Annotated in this window: 15 protein-coding genes; 12 read left to right on the forward strand and 3 right to left on the reverse strand. The window is 59.3% G+C overall.

From position 1 onward, the window contains the following. Positions 1 to 174 precede the first annotated feature (174 nt). On the reverse strand, positions 175 to 1,344 hold the full coding sequence (locus PW789_RS19885; RefSeq protein ID WP_299380332.1) for an acyltransferase: 1,170 nt from the start codon (positions 1,342 to 1,344) through the stop codon (positions 175 to 177). Beyond that, positions 1,337 to 2,482 carry a glycosyltransferase gene (locus PW789_RS19890; protein WP_299380334.1) on the reverse strand — a complete coding sequence of 382 codons (1,146 nt, stop codon included), beginning with the start codon at positions 2,480 to 2,482 and terminating at the stop codon, positions 1,337 to 1,339. The genes PW789_RS19885 and PW789_RS19890 overlap by 8 nt, the downstream gene beginning before the upstream one ends. A gap of 283 nt (positions 2,483 to 2,765) precedes the next feature. Here PW789_RS19890 and PW789_RS19895 point away from each other — a divergent pair, with 283 nt between their 5' ends. From PW789_RS19895 to PW789_RS19945, 11 genes are all read left to right on the forward strand, one after another. After that, positions 2,766 to 6,326 carry a hypothetical protein gene (locus tag PW789_RS19895; protein ID WP_299380336.1) on the forward strand — a complete coding sequence of 1,187 codons (3,561 nt, stop codon included), beginning with the start codon at positions 2,766 to 2,768 and terminating at the stop codon, positions 6,324 to 6,326. An 8-nt stretch (positions 6,327 to 6,334) separates the two neighbouring features. After that, positions 6,335 to 7,423: a hypothetical protein gene (locus PW789_RS19900; RefSeq protein WP_299380338.1), complete on the forward strand. Its 1,089-nt coding sequence runs from the start codon at positions 6,335 to 6,337 to the stop codon at positions 7,421 to 7,423. 157 nt (positions 7,424 to 7,580) lie between these two features. Next, a complete protein-coding gene (locus PW789_RS19905; protein WP_299380340.1) occupies positions 7,581 to 8,750 on the forward strand; it encodes a glycosyltransferase family 4 protein in 1,170 nt (389 codons plus the stop codon). A gap of 84 nt (positions 8,751 to 8,834) precedes the next feature. Next, positions 8,835 to 9,764 (forward strand): glycosyltransferase, encoded by a 930-nt coding sequence (locus PW789_RS19910; RefSeq protein ID WP_299380342.1) that lies wholly within the window; start codon positions 8,835 to 8,837, stop codon positions 9,762 to 9,764. Positions 9,765 to 9,786: 22 nt separating this feature from the next. Continuing rightward, the gene (locus PW789_RS19915) at positions 9,787 to 10,914 is read left to right on the forward strand and encodes a glycosyltransferase family 4 protein (protein ID WP_299380345.1); all 1,128 of its coding nucleotides are present in this window, start codon (positions 9,787 to 9,789) and stop codon (positions 10,912 to 10,914) included. Continuing rightward, positions 10,914 to 12,056, forward strand: a complete 1,143-nt coding sequence (locus PW789_RS19920; protein ID WP_299380346.1) for a glycosyltransferase — start codon at positions 10,914 to 10,916, stop codon at positions 12,054 to 12,056. Before PW789_RS19915 ends, PW789_RS19920 begins: the two co-directional genes overlap by 1 nt. A 46-nt stretch (positions 12,057 to 12,102) precedes the next feature. After that, positions 12,103 to 13,254 (forward strand): glycosyltransferase family 4 protein, encoded by a 1,152-nt coding sequence (locus tag PW789_RS19925; protein ID WP_299380347.1) that lies wholly within the window; start codon positions 12,103 to 12,105, stop codon positions 13,252 to 13,254. A gap of 44 nt (positions 13,255 to 13,298) precedes the next feature. Next, positions 13,299 to 14,549 carry an acyltransferase gene (locus tag PW789_RS19930; RefSeq protein WP_299380348.1) on the forward strand — a complete coding sequence of 417 codons (1,251 nt, stop codon included), beginning with the start codon at positions 13,299 to 13,301 and terminating at the stop codon, positions 14,547 to 14,549. 49 nt (positions 14,550 to 14,598) lie between these two features. Beyond that, positions 14,599 to 15,741, forward strand: a complete 1,143-nt coding sequence (locus PW789_RS19935) for a glycosyltransferase (RefSeq protein WP_299380349.1) — start codon at positions 14,599 to 14,601, stop codon at positions 15,739 to 15,741. A gap of 46 nt (positions 15,742 to 15,787) precedes the next feature. Continuing rightward, positions 15,788 to 17,953 carry a polysaccharide biosynthesis tyrosine autokinase gene (locus PW789_RS19940; RefSeq protein WP_299380350.1) on the forward strand — a complete coding sequence of 722 codons (2,166 nt, stop codon included), beginning with the start codon at positions 15,788 to 15,790 and terminating at the stop codon, positions 17,951 to 17,953. Then, on the forward strand, positions 17,937 to 18,902 hold the full coding sequence (locus tag PW789_RS19945; RefSeq protein ID WP_299380351.1) for a polysaccharide biosynthesis/export family protein: 966 nt from the start codon (positions 17,937 to 17,939) through the stop codon (positions 18,900 to 18,902). The genes PW789_RS19940 and PW789_RS19945 overlap by 17 nt, the downstream gene beginning before the upstream one ends. A gap of 241 nt (positions 18,903 to 19,143) precedes the next feature. On the opposite strand, the gene PW789_RS19950 is transcribed toward PW789_RS19945, so the two are convergent. Continuing rightward, complete coding sequence (locus PW789_RS19950) at positions 19,144 to 19,416, reverse strand: hypothetical protein (RefSeq protein WP_299380352.1); 273 nt, start codon at positions 19,414 to 19,416, stop codon at positions 19,144 to 19,146. A 441-nt stretch (positions 19,417 to 19,857) separates the two neighbouring features. Between PW789_RS19950 and PW789_RS19955 the strand changes: the two genes are divergently transcribed. Then, positions 19,858 to 21,024, forward strand: coding sequence for a glycosyltransferase (locus PW789_RS19955; RefSeq protein WP_299380353.1), 1,167 nt, complete (start codon positions 19,858 to 19,860; stop codon positions 21,022 to 21,024). Positions 21,025 to 21,166 lie beyond the last annotated feature (142 nt).

The following is a 21,166-nucleotide window of genomic DNA, read 5'->3' on the forward strand; positions in this document are numbered from 1 at the left end:
CCTGCTTCCGTAAAATCGCGGATATCTGAGGATCAAACAATATGTCGGCGTCTTGTGGCGCAAAAATGCTCGCATGAGATAGCTACTCAATTTATAAGCCCTTACCTTGCTCGATGACGAACGAACCGGCCAAATCAGTACTGACAACAACAGCGAAGAGGGCACCTGCTCAAGCTAGGCGCGTCCCCTGACGACTCCCTGATACCTCTGTTCCCTGCGGGCAAACAACCGGCGGAGCAGGCGGCGCGCAGGTTCCTCAACACCATAAAAACCTGCCGCTGAAAGCAGCATCAGCGCCACGCAATCGACGGCAAACCGGCCCGGCACAGAACTCATTTGAAGCATGTCGCACAGATGATTGACTGCCGTCTTGCATGGCCATTGCAGGAGATAGATTCCAAAGCTGATCTGGCCGCCAATGATGAGCAGGCGCGTCGACAGCAACCACTGCAGTGGAGACTTTTCGGCGGCCAGGCAAAACAGTAGCACCGCGAAACCCAGAGCCGTCCACGCGGCAGCGCCGAGCAATGGCTGGGATAGCAGCCACAGGCAGGCCACCGTAGCGAGCATCGTAAGCACGCCGCGTCCTGGCAGCAGCGAAGCCGTGGGCCGCGCCGAGCGCATACGCAGGAAGAGGTTCCCCACGCACACACCAATCACGAACTCCGGCACATGCACCAGAGCAAGCGGAACGTAGTGCAATCCTCGCGTGTCGGTGTAGTTGATTCCGCCGGTCTTTCCCGCAACGGCAAGCGTTACCGCGAGCGCGAACGTCATCCATAGCACCCAGGTCCGGCGGCGCTCCAACCATTGCTGCATCGGCGGAAACAAAAGGTAAAAGAATGCTTCCGTTGAAAGTGTCCAGCAGACAAAGTTCCAGCTGGCAGCCATACCCATATTGAAGGGGTTCCATGACTGCACCATGAACAACGTGGCCACGGCAGCAGAGATGGAATGCGGCGTCGTGTGATCGAAGATGCTGCTGAGCAGAAGAGAGACGGTGTAAAGCGGCCAGACGCGCGCGAACCGCGCCTCCCAGAATCGCCGGTAGCCACCCGGACGTTCAATCTGCCCCTCGTAGGTGTAGCTGAGGATCAGTCCCGACAGAATAAAGAACAGCGGTACTGCCAGCAGGCCGTTGCGAATGAATTGAGCTGCAGCCCAGAGATGCTTCTCCTCCAGAGCCACCGGCAGATGTGAGTGGTAGAAAACCACGTAAAAGGCGGCAAAAAAACGTATACCGGTCAGTGCCGGCAGCGATGCGCGATGCGCAGTCAGCTCTCCGCGACGAGGCTGCACCGCAGGAACCTTATCTACAGGTATGGAATGAGCGGTCCTAGCCAAGGCCAATTTCCTTCAGCATCCGCGCTGCGATGGGCCGCGAAGTGTAGTGCTCCAGCGCCCAGATGCGTCCCGCCTCGCCGATACGGCGCACCTCGTCGGGATGATCGAGCAGCGGGCGCAGGCTCTCCGCCGGACGATCCAGGCTGACGGCGATGTAGTGCTTCATGGGCTCGGGCTGCGGTCCGTCGAAGAGAAAGCCGTTGCGCTCCATATCAAGATGCAGCACAGCCGTTCCCGCGGCAAAGGCCTCCCACATTCTCCAGCTGTCCCACTGCGCGATCATCGTGCTGGTTCTGCCCAGCGACTTCATCACGCGGCGTCCCCACATGCAGGCCGGGCCTGCCTCCTGCTGGGGCACAGGCAGAAGAAACCAGCCGCCGAAACATGCAGCCATGGTGGACGAAGCCATACGGCGATAGTACGCAGGGAAGTGTCGGCCCTCCGTCTGTCGCAACATCAGGTTGTCGTAAAGGTTGTTCTCCACCTCCGGGTCGACCTCTGAGCGAAAGGGGACGCCGGATTCGAGCACCGGCCTGACCTCCTTCTCCGCCCAGACCCGCACCGTATGAGGAAACTGCTTATGGCGAAAGTTCCAGATCAGGCCCTCGCGCGGCTCGTTCACAACCTCTGAGGCAGCCACCACGCTCGCTTCCGCGATGCGGTCGGAGATACCGAAGACCATCTGGCGAAGATTTGCCGGGTAGCGGAAGCGTCGATTGCCGTGGGTCCGAAAGATCGCCGCAAAGCGCTCATACGGCTTGCTGTACAGATCGCGAAGGTTGTCACCCAGATCTCTGCGGTCCAGAAAGACCGCTGGCACGGAACAGCTGGTGATCGCCACCGGCAGCGCGGGCGATCCCTGCAGCATGAAGTAATCTTCCGCAACGACCAGAAGATCGCAGTCAGCAGGCCGCGGAGCATCCACATCCCCCGGAAACAGGAATGGCGCATCCGGCTGAGGACGCCAGGTCTCTACATCGGAGACAATACGCCAGCCCAACGCCCTCAGCCCTTCGGCGAACAGAATCGCCTGGTGCGGATAGCCGAGAAAACGACCGTCCGGCGTACGGCCCAGGAAAAAGTAGGCAGTGCGCTGCTTCGTCGTTTCACTGGTAGCGTTCAAGATGGCCTGGCCCATGAGAGATATGCTCTTGTTTTACAGCATCAGGCGGAAAACCGCTGTCGCCGATGTACCTTCGCGAGGATAACTACCCACACGCAAGCAAACCCACGCAGCTGGCAATCGTCTCATCGGTAGACGCAGGTTCACCCTCAGGCCTGAACGAATTGGAGCGAAAGAACTTTTGCCCGATTACATTTCGAACATCCCGCAACCGTCCCAGGCTCTGTTAGCCGCATGTCGGGAGTTGAATCACCAACCACGGTCAGGAACGTTCTTAGCATCCACCGCTACCCCCCTCATGCTGTTTGAGGCAGGCCAACCCGCCGGCAACTCACTGAATGCACAGAGCTCCGCCGCGCTGCTCGAAAATTTGCGTAAAGGGCAGCGGCTGCTCTTCACCTTCGGTGCCTATCCCGGTCAATCGGTGTTCTGGCTCAGCCGTGCGCTTCCCAGTACCGGATGGACTTCGCAGCAAAGGTCACCCGTATACGGTCCCAAGGGTCCGGTACCGCTAGTCGCGGCCGATCCCGACTTCTTCCATGGTGCAGACCTTGAAGGCTTTGCCGCTCCCCTCGGGGTGGACATTCGGCCCGTCTCGGCAGTCGAGCGTGGACAGGCCCGCTATGAGCGCTATCAGATACAGCATCCGTTCGTGGGCTTCGACATCCCACCCCACAGCGATCTCTGGTCGAGACCACTGCTCAATCGCGACTGGACGGTCCGCATCTGCTACGACGATATCGCCCGGCTTCCGCTACTGGTGACGGGGCGCTACGGAGCCGGCCGGGTCGCCATGCTCTCCACATCTTCCTCCGCGCTCGGCGAATCGCCTGCCGCAAAAGATTTCTGGCGTGCCGTGGTTCGGTGGCTCAGCGAACCGGAGCCTGCGTCCCCCCCTGTCGCAGGCGTCAAGCCAACCCTCGCCATGAGCTTTCCTTCCTCAGGATCAGTTCGCTTAACCATCGGGAATCCTTCGAAGACGACCCTTCCCGTACAGCTTGTCATGCGAGCGCTTGATCGCAACGGAGCCATGCTGGGCGATGCAGCCGGAGAGCTGCTGAAGCCGCTCTCCCTGCCTCCGGGCCGCTCCACCGTACTCAATCTGCCACTCCCTGCTCCGGCATTGCCAGGGCTGGAGACCTACGCGTCCGAGACCAGCTTTCAGGTACGGGCAGGCTTACTCTCCGGCGACGGTTCTTCTCTGCTCGCCGAACAGCGCGCCGCATCTCCTCCGCCCCCTTTATCAATAGAAGTGGCAATGGAAAATGTTTACTCCAGGCCTGTTCCCTATCCCGGGCCGGGAACGGACTCTCTGTTTGGTTTTCAGGGCCGCATGGGCCTCCCCGTGGCGACGTACGCTTATCCGCCCGGATCTTCCGTGCAAGGCACCGTGACCATTGCCCTGCAAACCTCCAATCTCGCGCCGACCGCAACAATAGAGGACCTCACCCAGCCCGGGAATGCCTCCGTTATCGCTTTGAATGACCGCGGAGCCGGATTGCGCCGCACACCCGGCGATCATATCCAGGGGTATGGAACCTGGGTCGGGAAGCGCGATGTAGAAAACGTCCTGCGGCTCACCCTGCCCGAGCCAGCGCACATCTCGGCCGTCACGCTTGTGGCCAGCGGCGGAGGCGCCGTTCTGGATGTGCAGCATAACCCCGGACGGGTTGCCATCGAACTGGACGGCCGTCCGGCAGCAATGATGGATGATCTGGACGCGGCTCTCAATCAGGGGAATGGACAGGTGCGAATCCAGCTCCCCCAGGGGGCTTCCGGCTCCACGCTGACGGTGCGGCTGCCGTGGGTTCCCAAGTGGATCAATCAGAACCGCGCGGAGCCGTGTCTGGCAGAGATCGCCATCGAAGGCAGGCGAGCATCGGAACCCGCACTGGCATCCCAAAGCGGCAAACTCACCGTGGTGCTCGTCGATGTGCTCCGTGGAGAGCGCACTCCCGTCCTCGCAAAGTCCATAACGCTGGGTGCAGGCCAGGTATTCTCCGAGCACGTGACAGCCACGCTTCCTCACTCCACCTCCCCCGGTATCTTTCGCCTGGAAGCTGTCTTTCACCCTGATAACGAAAGCGGTCCCGCGACCGCAGCGGCTCCTCTGCTCGCTATCGCTTCGCGCAAAACACTGACGCCAATGAGCACCATTGCGAGTTACGCGGCCTTTGGGACCGGCCTTCTTGTCTCCAGGGGTTTCACTCTGTTCTTTCCACTAGCAACCGGGACATCCGAACCCGGTGGCGGATGGGGGCACTCGGACGATCTGATCTGGGCCTACAGCCGGCAGTTCAAGGCCATTCCCCCCAAGGCCAAAACGGCAGCCAACCGCCTGTACGCCACGGAGACCGACATGCGCCACTACACCAATCCGTGGCATGAGTTCGGTAATGGCGAGCCCTTCTTTCAAACCGCCATCCCCTCGTTGATTCAGCAACTGAAGACTCAGCCTCGATGGGCTGCCGCGCCCACCGTCGTGCTGACCTTCGCGGACGGTTGGGGGATCGGTCCCGAATTAAGCAACTGCAATAGCTGGCAGGAGTACGTAGCCTTTGACAGCTATCTCCGCAGCAAGACCGGCAAGGGCATCAACGGACGCACGCACCCCGAGGTGGAAACCGCGATCCACGCCGAGCACGAGAACCAGTGGCAGGCCTGGCAACTGGAGCGCTACGTGGATGCAGTTCGCTCCATACGGGCGGCCTTTAAGGCCGAGGGCAAAGATGTCGTGATCTATGGACAAGGCTGCCCGGTCATTGCAGGGGAGGCAGGCCGGGAGCTGGCCAAAACCATCCGCGGCATGAACGACGACACTACCTGGAGCATGCAGGACAACAGCCCAAGCCTGACCACAGGACGCACGCTGGCCTGCCTTGCCTTCAATCCGGTATGGCAGCTCAATGCACTGATGCCATGGGGTTTTGTCTCTCCCTTGTTCAACAACTGGCAGTGGCACAATCCGATAGGCACAACCGAGCCAAGTCGTCGCCTGCATTGCAACAACCTCTGGCGTGCTGTCGTCTGGGCGGATGGCTCCTATGGAGGAGCGCATACCTACGGCTTCGGCAACAATGTAGGCACGCCCTTCAACATGACGACAGAGGAGTACCAGCAATGGTGGAACCTGCAGCAACGCGGTAATCTGCTGCAACCCGAGTCTCCTCTTGGCGCCGGGCTCGTGATCAGTTCGCAGAAGAATGCCGATCCAGCATCGACTCGCTGGAACGGCATTGATCCCACGGCACTCCCTGAGGTGCGGATGCTCATGGATGCCTTCCGGTCGCTCGTGGAAGCAGGCGTCAGTCTCCCCTTCACCACGAATGCCTCCACGCTGAGTTCCTGGAAACCGACGCCGGGCGCATCGCTCATCGTATTGAACCTGCAGGATTTCAGTGCGGCAGAGATCGACGCTCTCAGTCATCTGCAGCAACGCGGTGTACGCATCGCAGCCTTTGCCTCTCGCAGCTCTCTCTCTTCGGACGCTGCTTCTCTCTTTAAACGCCCGGGCTCGCTCCTGCTGGAAGCCGCGCCGACCGGCCTGACGCACCCGCAGGCGCTCGAGCTGGCATCCCGGCTCATCCCAGCGCTCGAACTCCCGCTCACGTTCTCGACGGGCTTCGCGGGTTACGGCTTCCGCTGTCAGGATCTCAGCATGATCGTGCTGGAAGACTGGCTCGAACAGGCACGGGCCGCAACGGTCCGGCTTCGCAAATCAGCAGGAGCCCAACACGCCTCCGCATCCAACCTCAACGATCACAGCACACTCACGTTGACCAGCGACGGCGAATTCTGGAAGATCACCGTCCCCATGCGCTCCGGGGACGCAGCTCTGCTGGCGGTACGGGAGGCCTGATGACCCACATGAATCGCCGAAGATTTCTGGAGATCACCACCGTCGCCGCTGCGGTCGCAAACCTCCCCTCAGCTTCTGCTGCCTGGTGGCAGGGGCAGCCGCAGGCAGCCAACACCAACCCCGAGAATCGCGGGCTGCTCCTCTATGTCGACCCAAGGCTGGGCGCAGAAGCACAGGCGTATCGCCGCAACATCGAAGCAGCAAGTCAGCAGCATCCCCTGCTTGGCATTCTTGCCGGTGGGCGCCAGATACTCCAGATACAGTCGCCGACCCCGCAGCAGCTGGCTTACAACCACGTCCTTCTCGTGGCCCTGCCGGACGATCCCTTGCTCGTCCAGGCATGGCAGCGCGAAGCCGCCATCCAGCCGGCGTCCCGTTCGATCTATGCCTTCGGCTTCGGGCACCTGCAAGGCCCGATCGGCTACCTCGAGTCGGACCGGAACCCATTCCTGCACGCCGCAGCCATCATCAAGTCGCCCTATGAGTGCGAGTGGGTGAGCCTGACAGGCACTGACCGCGCTGGAGTTGGCCTTGCCGTCGATGCCTTCCTGAAGCAAGGTCTGGTCAACGGTCTCGTCGCCGCTCCGGGATGGAAGCGAACCGAGCCTACCCTTCTCGATCGCGATCCCCTCGCACCCGGCTTCGTAGCGCCCGCCATCCTGCCCGAGACCATCGGCTCGCTGCGGCGTATTGCGCTTACCCAGGTCGCCGAAGACGAATATCGCGGCGCCCTGGCTGACGGCGGAGTCATGCCGCTCTCCATCTGGCAGGCCAAGTACTACGAGAAAGGCCAGTGGGACAGCGCCGGGCAGATCGCCTCGCTCTATCAGTACGCAACCGGCCTGCATCGCCGCGCTTACGGCAATGCCGTGTGGGCCGCCCGCTTTAGCTCTGCCGCTGAAGCGGCACAGGCCGCTCCCCGAATCGCAGCCGCCGCGAAGCTCAAGCCGGCAGGCTCCAGCCACTGGACCGGCGACCTGCCCCGCTATGCCTGGGGCATGCCCGTGATGGGTGACGGCGACTCCACCGGCACGCTCGAACTGCGGCTGGACGGTGACAGTGTTTTACTGATCGCCCTGGCTCGCCGGATGACATAGACCTTTTGTCATCGGAATCGTCACGAGGTTGGGTACACTGAAGGCACCCATTGCCAAAGAGTCGCATCCACTCAACTCCCTGTTTCCCCAGTACGGTCCGCTGTACCTCCAGGGCGGCCCGAACTCAGAAGGTTCTTTCGCTTTGACGATATCCGCAATGCCTCTAAAAGCTGACGCCTCAGCTCTGGCCGATCTATCGACGCTGCGGCTGGCCATTATCGCCCATCGCTTCCAGAAGAACGACGGACAGGGCCGCGTGAACTATGAGGTCGCCCTGGCTGCACTAAGCCGCGGCGTAAAGCTGACCCTCGTCACCGCGCACTGTGCGGAGGAGATCGCAAACCATCCCTGCGCAACCGTAGTGAAGATCGGTCGCGAGAGCTGGCCGACCCAGCTGGGAAGGAACATCGGTTTTGCCCTCGACAGTGCCGCATGGCTGCGCAAACATCGGGGCGAGTTCGATCTCATTCAGGCAAACGGTTTCATCACCTGGGAGCCCTGCGACATCGTCGCGGCTCACTTCATCCACACCTCGTGGATGGCCAACCGCTTCTATCCCTATCATGGCCTCAAGCCCTACCAGCTCTATCAACGGACCTTTTCCCTGCTGAATGCCCGTTGGGAAAAGCAGGCTTATCGCTCTGCGCGACAGGTTATTGCGGTCTCCGAGATCGTCGCGGACGAGGTTGCCGCCCTCGGCGTGCCGCGGGATCGCATCGAGGTCATCCTGAACGGCGTCGATACCGACGAGTTTCACCCCGGACCATCCGAACGCGCCTCCTTCAATCTGCCGGAAGGCGTCCCCATGCTGGTCTTCGTCGGAGACATTCGCACGCCTCGCAAGAACCTCGGCACAGTTCTGCGCGCACTGGTCCATCTGCCCGGCGTACATCTCACCGTGGCAGGTGCGGTAGACGGAAGCCCCGCGCCGGAGCAGGCCCGCAGCCTCGGCATCGCCGACCGCGTACACTTCCTGGGCAAAACACCCCGTGTGCCCGCTCTCATGCGTTCAGTCGACCTGTTCTGCTTTCCTTCACTGTATGAACCCTTCGGCCTGGTCGCGGTCGAGGCCATGGCCACCGGCCTTCCCGTCGTGGTGTCGCGCAATGTAGGTGCGGCGCAGAGCTTTGGCCACAGTCTCACCGTCGTGGACGACCCCGAGAACGCCGAAGCTCTCGCCAACGTCGTTCGCGATCTGCTGGACTCCCCCGGACGAAGATCTGCCCTGGCGGAATCCGCTCTCTCGCTCACCCAAAATGTCGGCTGGCCGGCGACCGTAGAGGCTTATCTCCATACCTATCAACGTCTGCGGCCACGATCGGCGTAGAGAACAAACTCACTGTTCCTGCTGTCTGCAAAACACTGACCGTTACACTCGAGCTAGAGGAGCCGGCAACAAATCTCATTCCGTATGCGTCTTTCCGTCCTGATCCCAACCTATCAACGACCAGAAGACTTGACTCGCTGCCTGGAGGCCTTGAGCCGCCAGCAACGCCTCGCCGATGAGATTACGATCACGGTCCGCGATGAAGATACGCTGACACGGCCCGCGCTGGAACCCTGGCTCCATCGGCTTCCACTGCAGGTCGTCACCGTGAGCCTGCCGGGCGTCGTGCATGCCCTGAATCAGGGGCTGGAGCGCTGCACCGGAGACATCGTCACCATCACCGACGACGATTCGGCTCCGCACCCCGACTGGCTGCTCCGCATTGAGCAGCACTTTGCCGGCGACCCGCAACTAGGCGGTCTCGGAGGCCGCGACGCCATCCTGGACAACGGCCAGTTCCTGCAACCCACCACCACCGAGGTTGGCCGGCTCTATCCCTACGGACGCATGATCGGCAACCATCACCTGGGAATGGGTCCGGCGCGCGTCGTCGAGCACCTGAAGGGCGTCAATATGAGCTGGCGACGAAAGGCCATCGGCGACCTGCGCTTCGACGAGGGCCTCCGCGGCAAAGGAGCACAGGTGTACTTTGAGCTCGCCTTCAGTCTTGCGATCGCCACCTCCGGCTGGCGCCTCAAATATGACCCCGCGGTTCTGGTCGATCACTTTCCCGCCAAGCGGTACGGCAACGATCAGCGGGGCAAGGTTCACCTCGAAGCCGTTGAGAACACCTCCTACAACTACTACTGGGCGATTCTTCGCTACCTGCCCGCCGGTCCTCGACAGTGGGCCGCCCTTACATGGGAGAAGATGTTGGGAACAGCAAACCGCCCGGGATGGCTCCGCATGATTCTCTCCCGGGCTCGCGGCAACTCACTTGGTATCGATCTCTATCGGGCGGCACAGAGTGGCCGGATCGCTGCAAAAACCGCAGCCTCACATGGAAGATCCTGAACGCATGTCGTCTGGAGGATTTGTGGAACGTCCGCGCATCGGAGTCGTTATGCCGCTGGGTTACCAGCAGGGCGGCGCAGAAAACCTATTGCTGCACTGGCTGGAGCAGGGCAGCGAACGATACACGCTGGTCTGCGCGTTTCTGCAGGACGGGCCCATGGTCGACTTCGCTCGCAACCTCGGGCTGCGGGTTGAAGTCATCCCGGCAACCCGCCTGACGAACGCCGGTAACTATCTCAAAACCGTCCTCGGACTGCGCCGCTGGATAAAAAACGAGAAGCTTGCGCTGGTCTTCTCGTGGATGCCCAAGGCCCACCTCTACGTCGCCCCGGCAAGCCTCGGCACGGACGTGCCGCTGCTCTGGTTCCAGCACGGCATTCCCTCCCCCGATAAGCTCAATCGCATCATCTCCCGCCTGCCCACCGATGGTGTCCTCTGCTGCTCGAAGACAAGCCAGGTGGCACAGAGACGACTCTCCCCCGTCGACCAGACCATCGTCTGCTATCCCGGAGTTCCCTTCCCTGCGGTCACGCCGTCCCGCGAAGAAGCCCGCGCACGTCTTGGCATCTCTCCCGAGGCGCGCGTCGTCGGCATGGTCGCCCGCTGGGAGCGATGGAAGGGTGTCCACGTCTTTCTCGAAGCCATCCAGCGCAGCGCCGAGACACTCTCAGACGTCACCTTCTTTGTGGCAGGCGGCGAACACCCACGCGATCCCGGGTACGCCGCCGAGCTTCGGCAGCTCGCCGATAAAACCAATCTTGGTCAGCGTCTCCGCCTGCTCGGTCAGATTCCTTCCGCCGAGGTCCCGCAATGGCTCGCTGCCGCCAACCTCATCGTGCATCCCGCCACTGGACCGGAGCCCTTCGGCATGGCTGTCGTTGAAGCCATGGGAATGGGACGCGTCGTCATCGCAAGCAACCAGGCAGGCCCCGCCGAGATCATTCAGAACGAGATCAACGGGTTGCTCGTCCCGCCGGGAGACGCCGCTGCACTTGCCGCCGCCATCGAGCGCATGCTCACCTCCCCGGAGCAGCTCCGCACCATGAGCGAAGCCGCATACACTCGTGGCCGCAGCTTCTCCGTGGCGCAGCTCTCCGCGCGGCTCGATGAAGTCATCTCCGGCGCCCTCACCGGCAGGAAGTCCACTTAGTGAATCCGCCGACCGCAATCGGGCTCTCTACCGATCCGAACCTCCTGGCCTGCGCCACACAGGGGAACGGTGGCGACGACGAGGCTCGTCTGCGCGAGCTGGTCTCCGGCTTTCGTTACACCCTCGCGGACTTCTCCAAGCGCGACAAACGAGGCAGCGCCAGAAAACTTCTTGCCCAGCTGAAAAGCCGCCAATTCAATCTTCTGGTGCTGGAGGGAACGGGAATCGCCGGTGGCATGGCCGCGATTCTCGGTCGACGCATGTACGGCATGCCGTATGTCGTCAGCAGCGGCGACGCCGTGGCTCCGTTTCTGGCAGCCCGCCACCCCGCAGCAGAACCTCTCTTCCGCCGCTACGAGCAGATGCTCTACGCCAACTCCAGCGGATTCATCGGCTGGACACCCTACCTCGTCGGACGCGCCCTCACCATGGGAGCCACACGCGGCATCACGATCCCCGGATGGGCTCCCTTCGAACGCACCCCGCAGCAGCTCGCCGAGGGACGGCGCACCATTCGCGAGCGTCTCGGTCTCGACGACAGCACCGTCGTCTTCGGCATCGTTGGATCGCTCACCTGGTCCACCCGCTATCAATATTGTTACGGCGCGGAGCTGATCCGGGCCATTCGTCGATCGCAGGGACGAGTCGCGGCAGTAGTGGTCGGCGATGGGTCCGGCCTGCAGAAGCTTCGTGAGATCGCAGGCGACGCGCTCGACCGCACAGTTCATCTTCCCGGCCGCGTACCGCGGGAAGAGGTGCCCGACTGGCTCGCTGCAATCGATGTCGGTTCCATCCCTCAAAGCGTGGATGGCGTAGGCAGCTTCCGGTACACAACAAAATTGAGTGAATACATGGCGACCGGTCTTCCCTTTATCACCAACCAGATACCGATGTCTTACGATCTGGATCAAAGCATGCTTTGGAGACTGGCCGGACAGTCTCCCTGGGACCCGGTCTTTCTGGAGGCCCTGGTCGGCCTCATGGACAGGCTTACCATCCCGGAGGTACTCGCAAAGCGCCGGGTCACCACCGATGCACCTCTCTTCGAACGCATCTCACAGGTGAGCCGGGTCACCCGGTTCCTCCACGAAGTTCTTGAGGCGGAGCAGCTGCACCGCCCACACGGAACCAGCCATCGCTAACCGCCTCGGCAGGATCGACACCAAAACAGGAGGACCGAAAGACCACATGGCTGTACAGACGCTCCGTACTCTGCAGATCGGCAACGACTGGTTCGGCGAACGCCAGGGTGGCCTCAATCGGGTCTATAGCGAACTGCTCCGCTTTCTTCCGGAAGCCGGTGTGGAGGTTCGCGGCCTTGTCGCCGGAACTCCCAATGTTGCAGTCTCGACGGGTGGCGTCGTCACCGGCTTTGCACCCGCCAAAGCGCCCCTGCCGCAGCGCTTGCTGGCCGCCCGCAAGGCAGAAATCCAGGAGCTGCGTACAGGACGCTTCGACCTGATTGCCTCCCACTTTGCCCTGTACACCGTGCCCATCGTCGATAAGCTCTCCCGCACTCCAACGGTGATTCACTTCCATGGCCCCTGGGCCGCGGAGGCAGGCGTTGAAGGGCAGTCCTCTCTTGGCTCACGCGTGCAGGCAGCTATCGAGCACGCGGTCTACCGTCGCGGTCGCCGCCTCATCGTCCTCTCCGAAGCATTCAAGCGCGAGCTGATTCGCAGATATCGTATTCCCGAAGACCTGGTGCGAATCGTACCGGGCGGCATTGATTCAGACCGCTTTAACGACCACCTGTCCCGCGCCGAGGCTCGCGAGCGCCTGGGCTGGCCCGTCGATCGACCCACCGTTCTCGCCGTTCGCCGCCAGGTACGCCGCATGGGCCTGGAAAATCTGATCGACGCAACCATCGAGGTCCGCAAGCGTGTACCTGAGATCATGATCATGCTGGCTGGCTCGGGACCGATCCTCGGAGAGCTTCGCGAACGCATCGCCGCTGCCGGGCTCGAAGACAATATTCGCCAGCTCGGTCGCGTCGAAGACGCTGACCTGCCGCTGGCCTACCGCGCCGCCGACGTTTCGATCGTCCCCACCCAGGCGCTCGAAGGCTTCGGCATGATCACCCTCGAATCTCTCGCCTCCGGAACCCCCGTACTGGTCACACCCGTCGGCGGCCTGCCCGAGGTGATTCGTCCCTTCGCACCAGACTGCGTTCTCGCCGATACCTCTACTGACTCCATCACAGAAACCCTCACAAGCTTCCTCACTGGCGCCCAGGCCTTACCCTCCAGTGACGCCTGCCGCGCTTATGCAGTTAAGAACTTCGACTGGCCCGTCATCGCAGCGAAGACGCGGCACGTCTACGAGGAAGCCCTCACATAACCCATCACCCCGAGACGCTCTGAAGCGTCTGGTAGAGTACGCTTATGCCAACCGTTCATCAGGAAAAGACATCGACCTGGAGCTCCGTGCATCTTGACGCAGTGCGTGGGTTGGCTGCTCTGGCTGTAATGATGTTTCACGATAAGAGCTTCTTCTTTTCGTCCCTGAGCGACTCGACGGCGGATGTACAGGCACCTGTTCTAAACAGTTCGACTGCGACCCCGGCTCCTCCGCCTGTCTTTCACCGCCGCGCCGACATGGGAAACACCCCTGTCATGATCTTCTTCGTGCTGAGCGGTTACTTAGTCGGTGGAAGTGTTATCAAGAGTCTCAAGCGGCAAACCTGGTCAGCGAAGACTTATCTGATCAAGCGCCTGACGCGTCTCTGGGTTGTGCTGCTCCCCGCACTGCTGTTCGGCCTGTTACTGGACAATATCGGCTATCGCCTGCTGGGTGCACCGGGGCAAATTTACGTTGCGCACATTGGCTTCGTCTACCCGCATGTGGCGCAGGACTTCCGCCTCACGACCATCCTCGGCAATATCTTCTTTCTGCAGGGAATCTTCGTCTCAACCCCGGGAAGCAACGGTGCTCTGTGGAGTTTGAGCAACGAGTTCTGGTACTACATCCTGTTCCCGATGCTTGTCGTTCCGTTCGTGCTGAAGCGCTCCGCGATGGTGAAGATCGCCTCCGTAGGGTTCGTTGTAGCTTTTCTGGCGTTCGTTTCAGCACGCAGCGATCCCGCTTCGTTGAAGCATATCCCGATCCTGTTTCCGATCTGGATCATGGGAGCCCTGGTAGCGCTTGCACCGTTGCGCGTTCCGGATCGATTCCGCGGTGTCACAACCGGCATGATGCTGTTGTTGCTCGTGGCGGGCACGTTGCTGCTGCGCAAGTTTGATATCGGAGTTCATAAATCGCAATACATTATCGGTATCCTGTTTTCAGGCCTGCTGTACCTGCTATTGCATTACAAGGAAACCTCTCGTCCCGGATGGTACAGATCTGTGGCTGGCTTCTTCTCGAAGATTTCCTATTCGCTATATGTGCTGCATATGCCGCTGGGTACTTTCCTGGCCGCGCTGCTGCTTCGCCCATGGCACATGCGCACCAAGACTCCACTCAATGTTGCAGAGATGGTCGGCTTCTTCTCCCTTATCGTACTGATCACCTTTGGCTTCTATTCCGTCTTCGAAGCCAACACAGACCGTATTCGCAATCTGCTCTTTGATCGCCGCGAGCGAAGCATTGCGGCCGTCAACAGCCCCGAACTGCCGGCACGTCCCAAAGCATGACCCGGCAAACGCGATAAACCATCCCCCGCGTCTATGAGGAGCTCCTTGCGTGAAAGTATTATTCGTTGACCAGACCGGCCAGCTCGGCGGCGGCGAACTCAGTCTGCTTGACATCGTCAAAGGGACATCGCATACAGCCGAAGTCGTGCTCTTTTCGGACGGGCCCTTTCGCAAGCTTTTGGAAGAGATTCCCGTACCTGTCCATCTGCTCTCCGCTGGAAACGCCGCCGATGTGCGTCGAGAGGCAGGTATATCGGCTCTGCTCTCGGCCATCCCCTCTTTTCTCAAGTTGAGAAACAAACTCGCCGAGATCGCCAAAGACTTCGACGTCATCTACGCCAACTCGCAGAAGGCTTTCATCGTAAGCGCTCTTGCAAGGAGGCCGGGACAACCCCTGATCTGGCACCTGCGGGACATGCTGCAGGCAGAACACTTCAGCTCCCTCGTACGGCTTGTCGCCGTCTTCGCCGGCAATCATGCGGCAGATCTGATCGTTGCCAACTCACAGGCCACCCTGGACTCGCTCGTCGCGTCAGGCGGCGACCGCGAAAAGTCGATCGTCATCTACAACGGCATCAGTCCAGCCCCATTCGACGCCATCACCAACCAAATGGTCGACGATCTGCGAACTGAGTTCGGCTGGCAAGGCAAGTTCGTCGTGGGCGCCTTTGGCCGTTTGTCTCCATGGAAGGGACAACATGTTCTCCTGGAAGCCATCAAGGAATTACCAGACGTTCATGTTGCCATCGTAGGCGACGCACTCTTTGGCGAGCAGGAGTATGTCGATTCCATGCACGCCCTGGTTCAGCAGTACAAGTTACAGGATCGCGTCCACTTCCTTGGTTTCCGACGCGATGTCCCTCAGCTCATGCGTTCCGTCGATGTGATTGCCCATACCGCAATCGCACCGGAGCCATTTGGCCGCGTGATTGTAGAGGGTATGCTGGCACAACGCCCTGTCATTGCAACCCGGGCGGGAGGTGCACTCGAGATTCTCCAGGACAATAAGACAGGACTACTTGTTACTCCAGGGGATGCAGCAGCCCTTCGCCAAGCCATCACACAACTACAGACAAATAAAGGCCTTCTGCAGCAGCTCGTCACAGCGGGTCGGCAATGTGCTGTAGACGACTATTCCGTAGAAAAAATGGTTAGCACAATCGATACAACAATCGTTCGGTTCACACGCTAGACCTTTAGCATTTAGCCGTCCGACGTCAGATAGAATGAGAGCAACCATGCCCCAGTTACAGCCCGTGCAGCCCCTCCCCCCGTCCGGCCACGACATCCCTGAAGCAGAGGGTACTTCTTTTGCCGATCTTTTCCGCGCCATTGCGAAGGGTAAGTGGTTCATCCTTATATGCACTGTTATTTGCGTGGTCGCTTCCATCATCTATACCTCCACAACCACTCCCATCTATGAGGCTGCGGGAACGGTGCGCATCGACCCGTCTCGATCCGGATCGCTTGGGCTGACGGATGCATTGATGGGAGGAGATTCAGACGTTATCCCCACTGAAATCGGCATGCTCGGAAGCGACCAGGTCGCTCTCGCCGCGTTGGAGATGCTCACACCGGAAGAGTTTCAGCAGTTTGCCGGATTCCCAAAGAGCGAGATGAGCTTCTCGGAGGAGGACGCACAACAGCGGCCGGTGCCATTGACTCCTCGGCAGGCAGGAGCCGTCGATCGGTTTAAAGGCTCCGTGAAGGCATCGCAGGTTGCAGGCACCCAGCTGGTTACCATCTCATTCCGGGGTCCTAATCCAAAGCTTGCAGCGGTGCTTGCCAATCATGCTGTAGACGCTTTTATGCGGAAGGACTTTGAAAGCAGATACAGTTCGGTCGCTCAGGTACAAAATTGGCTCTCCGCGAAGATGCAGGATTTGAGGAACCGTGCGGCAGACGCTCAAAGCAAGCTTGTTCAGTTTCAGGAAAGCAACAATCTTGTGGGAACCGATCCCACCAATAACACCGAAATGGATCGGCTCCGGGATCTCAATAGCGATGTGACAAAGGCAGAGGGCGATCGAATTGTGAAAGAAGCCCTCGTGCGGGCTGCCCAAACCGGGGATCCGGCTGTTCTCGCGTCAATGACGACCGATCCTAATCTGACGGCCCTTCAGGCCACGGAAGCAGCCCTCTACACGCAGGCGGTTCAGCTCGAAGCAAAGTTCGGCGAAAACTATCCTCCGCTGATCGAGACTCGTTCGCAGCTTGCCAAGGTTCGCCTGGAGATCAAGAACAACATCAGCATCATTACCTCTCGCCTGCAACAGGACCTCAGCGCCTCAAAGAATACTGAGGACATGTTGCGTCAGGCTTATGAGAAGGCCCTGACCCAGGCTTACGCCTTGAATCGGAAACAAGCAGATTATGCCGTGCTCGTCGCCGAAGGAGGATCCAGCCGCGACCTCTACAACACCCTTGAGTACAAGCTGCAGCAGGCAACCGTCAATGCTGGCCTGAATGCGATCAACACCATGATCGTAGACCGCGCCCGCACTCCAACCGTCCCGATCCTGCCGAAGAAGGGTCTGATTCTCGTCTCTGCACTGATCCTTGGTCTGGCTGCCGGTGTTGGTGCTGCCCTCCTGAAAGAAGCAATGGGCGGTGAGATTCAAACCCTTGCCCAACTCGAATCCAGTACCGGCCTCGCCAGTCTTGCGATTGTGCCGCACATGGATGTCTCTGACAGGAAGTCACAAACTGCCCCTGCTACCGGACAGACAAAACGTCTGGTAACCATCTCGGATCCTCGCTCACGATATGCCGAGGCCTACCGGACACTTCGCAACTCGGTCCTGCTCAGCTCAATCGATAATCCTCCTCGCATTGTGCTGATCTCGAGCTCGCTGCCGCGTGAAGGAAAGTCATCGACCTCCATCAACTATGCTGTCGTACTTGCTCAGAAGGGCGCTCGGGTTCTGGTTCTTGATGCGGATCTTCGCAGACCTCGCCTGCACGTCGACTTCAATGTCTCCAATGTCAATGGCATTAGCGACTGGTTGATCGATCGCGCAGATTCGACAAGCGTTATCTCTCCCATCGAAGACCTTCCGAATCTCCACTTCATTCCCTCAGGCCCCAGCACCGCCTTCCCCGGAGAGGCACTCGCATCTCAGAAGTTTCAAATGCTTCTGGAGCAGTGGAAGGGGGAATATGATAACGTTTTGATTGATTCCGCTCCCCTTCTGGTCGTCAGCGACAGCCTTCCGCTCGCCAGAATTGCGGATGCCACCGTGCTGGTGGTAAGAGCCGGCTTCACTCCAGAGTCAGCCGTGAAACGAGTCAAATCGATTCTGCTACGTGCGCACGCCCGAATCGTTGGTGTGGTTCTCAACGATTCCACCATTGGACAAGACACTGGATACTACGGGAAGAACAGCTATGGCTATTACGAATAACGCGGCATGCTTCCTGATCGCATTTTCCCTCTTCTCCGGAGTCGGGAACGCGCAGGCCACACCTTCGTCCGGGCAATCTGCGGCTTCGCAGGCTACACCCGTTGCTTCTGACCGAGGCCCACTAGAAAACATCCCTATCTCGTCTGGTGACTTGCTGGATGTAGAGGTCTTTTCGACCCCGGAGCTTTCTGGTAAGTTTCGGGTCGACCAGGAGGGTTTCATCACCCTGCCGGTTGGAGGCACCGTCAAAGTAAGCGGCCTTCTGCCAGCCCAAACTGCGAGTATTATTCAAAAACACCTGGTAGCGGAAAAGCTTATGCTGAATCCTTCCGTTACCGTCGATATCGTTGAATACTCCACGGAAGGCGTCACCGTGCTCGGCGAAGTGAAGAGTCCGGGTGTCTATACGCTTCTGGGACCACGCTCTCTCTATGACGCCTTAGCCGCAGCAGGCGGAGCTACGACAAGTGAGGGTTCCACCATTACGGTGACCCACGCCAACGACGCCAGCCACCCGGTTGTGGTCAATGTCACCACTCCGAACTACTCCCCCGAGCAGAAAGCCACCATCGTACTTCCTGGTGACACCGTTGTTGTGAACCGGGCTCCTCTTGTTTATATCGTTGGCGATGTGGCTCGTTCTGGTGCATTTTTCATCCAGGGCGGCACCACGCTGACCATACTGAACCTGCTCTCGCTTGCTCAGGGGGCGAATCGAACTGCCGCCATGGGCCGGGCCGCGATCATTCGACCAGAGCCAGACGGAACCGCAACGACGATCCATTTCAACCTGGATAAAGTCATGAAGAACGAGGCTCCCGATCTCGCCATGCAGGCTGGGGACGTACTCGTATTGCCGCGAAGTGGCTTTAAGACCTTTGCCGCGACTGCGTTGCCAGCGGCCACCAATTCAGTCACAAGTGCGGTCGTTTATTCCCTCATCAATTAGCCTTCAAAGGGGGGAGGCAGTCTGAAAATATGGCGGTATTTTGCCAAAAATCGTGCTTATTCCTGGCTGCAGCTGTTCTGCTGAGTGCCGGGTTCGCTGGCAACGGATATTCTCAGACTTCAGCGAATCTTTCCTACGGAGGAGCGGCCGCAACGATTGCATCGCCGGACCTGGGCTTTACGCCTTCGGCTGATGCCGGCATCTCTGCAGCGGGAGGCAGCGGTGGTGGAGGCGGGGGTTCTCACAAAGCCCTAAGTACAAGCTCGGCTTCAACACAATCTTCGATAATCTCTCGAAGGATGCTTTCGCTTTCCACGAGCTCCGTTAGTTCGGTCGTCTCCCGGACAACTAGTGGCGCCCAAGCTGGTCGGAGCTCCATGAGCTCACGTAGCTCTCGCTCCACGTCGAGCCTCCCCAGCACAACAGGAAGAAGCTCGTTCCAACCTTTGCCGATCACTCCAAAGGTTGGGACTCTGCGCTCTCCATCCTCAGGAAGTCGTCTGGAGAAAGGCATGGGCAGCGGACTCTCCTTGGGTAAGTCTTCCACGCCTCCCCCCAGTTCCGGCACCGATGCCTTTGGCTTCAACTTTGGAGGATCGGGTAGTAAGGGTGGATCGGAAAGTAACGGAGGATCGGGTAGTAACGGAGGATCGGGAAGTACGGATCGTAGTCGTGATAGACGAGGAAAGTCTTCGTCCAGGCACTCTTCTTCCACAAATTCCACAAAATAAAGGCGAACGAGCCAATTAAGTGAGTTGGGAAGAGGACGCACGGAGCAACAATGCTATTCACTCACCCAAGCATCTGATGTAGGCTATATCAAACCAACGAAACTTGGGACAATCGCTAAACTCTTATCCATGATGAGTTAGGGCGGCCCTCAACACCAGGCTCAGTACAATCCTAAGAGGATGCCCTTGCTGCTTTTTGATCGCATCTCCCCCCTCACGAATGCATGCGCGTAGCAATTGTTCATCCCTGGTTTCTTGCCTTCGGCGGCGCAGAGCAGACCGTCAGCGCACTAGCTGACATCTTCCCGACCGCAGATATCTTCACGCTGTATTGCGATAAGAAGACGCTACCTGCGAACCTTCGCGATCGTAAGTTCATTACGTCGTCCCTGAATCGCATACCTTGGCGTTACACGCTTTACCGGCACCTTCTCCCCATCTATCCCTATTTCTTCGAGTCCCTCGACCTTCGCGGTTACGATCTGATCGTTTCGAGCGACTCCTGCCTCGCCAAAGGCATCATTACGGACCAGGACGCAACGCACATCTGCTATTGCCATAGTCCAATGCGATGCCTCTACGATCAGTATCGAGAGTATCTCGAAGACTTACCGCCGGTCGTTCGATCCATCTTCGGCTTTACAAGCCACTATTTGCGAATGTGGGACTTCATTGCCGCGCAGCGCGTCGACTTGTTGATCGCCAATTCCAAGAACGTCGCCCATCGCATCAGCACCTATTATCACGCCCCTTCCGAGGTCATCTATCCCCCGGTGCAGGCGCAAAAGGGTTACATCCATCCCGAACCAGGCGACTACTTCCTTACAGTGGGCAGGCTCACCACTCCTAAACGGGTTGATCTCCTCATTGAAGCCTGCAATCGGCTAAAGAAACGTCTCATCATCGTCGGCTCAGGAAGAGAGCGGCGAAAGCTTCAAAGCCTGGCAGGCGAGACTGTGCATTTCGAAGGTTATGTCACCGACGAACAGTTAGCGGAGCTCTATGCGCGCTGCCGCGCTTTTCTCTTCGCGGCAGACGAGGATTTTGGGATCGTTCCCGTGGAGGCGCAGTCGTATGGGCGCCCTGTCATCGGCTACGGACACGGCGGCCTGCTGGAAACAGTAATAGAAGGAACCACGGGTGTGTTCTTCAAAGAGCAGACAGTGGAGTCTGTGATGGAAGCTATTCTTCACTTTGAGACCATCGAAGGGACGTTCCATCCAAACATGATTCAGCGTCATGCCAAGGAGTTCGACGAGTCGCTCTTCAAGATGCGTTTACGTGAAAAGTCTCTTTCGGCAATGAAGAAAAAGGCTTCCGCCCCGCTAGTCGTCTGGAAGAGGACACGTTTAGCGGAAGAGACCATCGAAAAAAAGGAAAACGTCGTATAGCGTTTACCCATACGGCCTTCCCCTCCTGGCCTCTGAAATCCACACATAACGAATCAGGGGCGAACAGACAAAACCAAATCATGCCGATCTTCGTCCGAGAAGGACAAACGAAGATCGGCATGATTTTTTGAACGAACAAACT

This window comes from Edaphobacter sp. (assembly GCF_028283685.1).
Classification (GTDB): domain Bacteria; phylum Acidobacteriota; class Terriglobia; order Terriglobales; family Acidobacteriaceae; genus Edaphobacter.

What these genes read in the sequence shown, in the direction of transcription:
- PW789_RS19925 (WP_299380347.1), top strand. Translation starts at nt 12,103, where the DNA reads ATGGCTGTACAGACGCTCCGTACTCTGCAGATCGGCAACGACTGGTTC.
- PW789_RS19895 (WP_299380336.1), top strand. Translation starts at nt 2,766, where the DNA reads ATGCTGTTTGAGGCAGGCCAACCCGCCGGCAACTCACTGAATGCACAG.
- PW789_RS19905 (WP_299380340.1), top strand. Translation starts at nt 7,581, where the DNA reads ATGCCTCTAAAAGCTGACGCCTCAGCTCTGGCCGATCTATCGACGCTG.
- PW789_RS19940 (WP_299380350.1), top strand. Translation starts at nt 15,788, where the DNA reads ATGCCCCAGTTACAGCCCGTGCAGCCCCTCCCCCCGTCCGGCCACGAC.
- PW789_RS19910 (WP_299380342.1), top strand. Translation starts at nt 8,835, where the DNA reads ATGCGTCTTTCCGTCCTGATCCCAACCTATCAACGACCAGAAGACTTG.
- PW789_RS19955 (WP_299380353.1), top strand. Translation starts at nt 19,858, where the DNA reads ATGCGCGTAGCAATTGTTCATCCCTGGTTTCTTGCCTTCGGCGGCGCA.
- PW789_RS19890 (WP_299380334.1), bottom strand. Translation starts at nt 2,482, where the DNA reads ATGGGCCAGGCCATCTTGAACGCTACCAGTGAAACGACGAAGCAGCGC.
- PW789_RS19900 (WP_299380338.1), top strand. Translation starts at nt 6,335, where the DNA reads ATGAATCGCCGAAGATTTCTGGAGATCACCACCGTCGCCGCTGCGGTC.
- PW789_RS19930 (WP_299380348.1), top strand. Translation starts at nt 13,299, where the DNA reads ATGCCAACCGTTCATCAGGAAAAGACATCGACCTGGAGCTCCGTGCAT.
- PW789_RS19945 (WP_299380351.1), top strand. Translation starts at nt 17,937, where the DNA reads ATGGCTATTACGAATAACGCGGCATGCTTCCTGATCGCATTTTCCCTC.
- PW789_RS19950 (WP_299380352.1), bottom strand. Translation starts at nt 19,416, where the DNA reads ATGCCTTTCTCCAGACGACTTCCTGAGGATGGAGAGCGCAGAGTCCCA.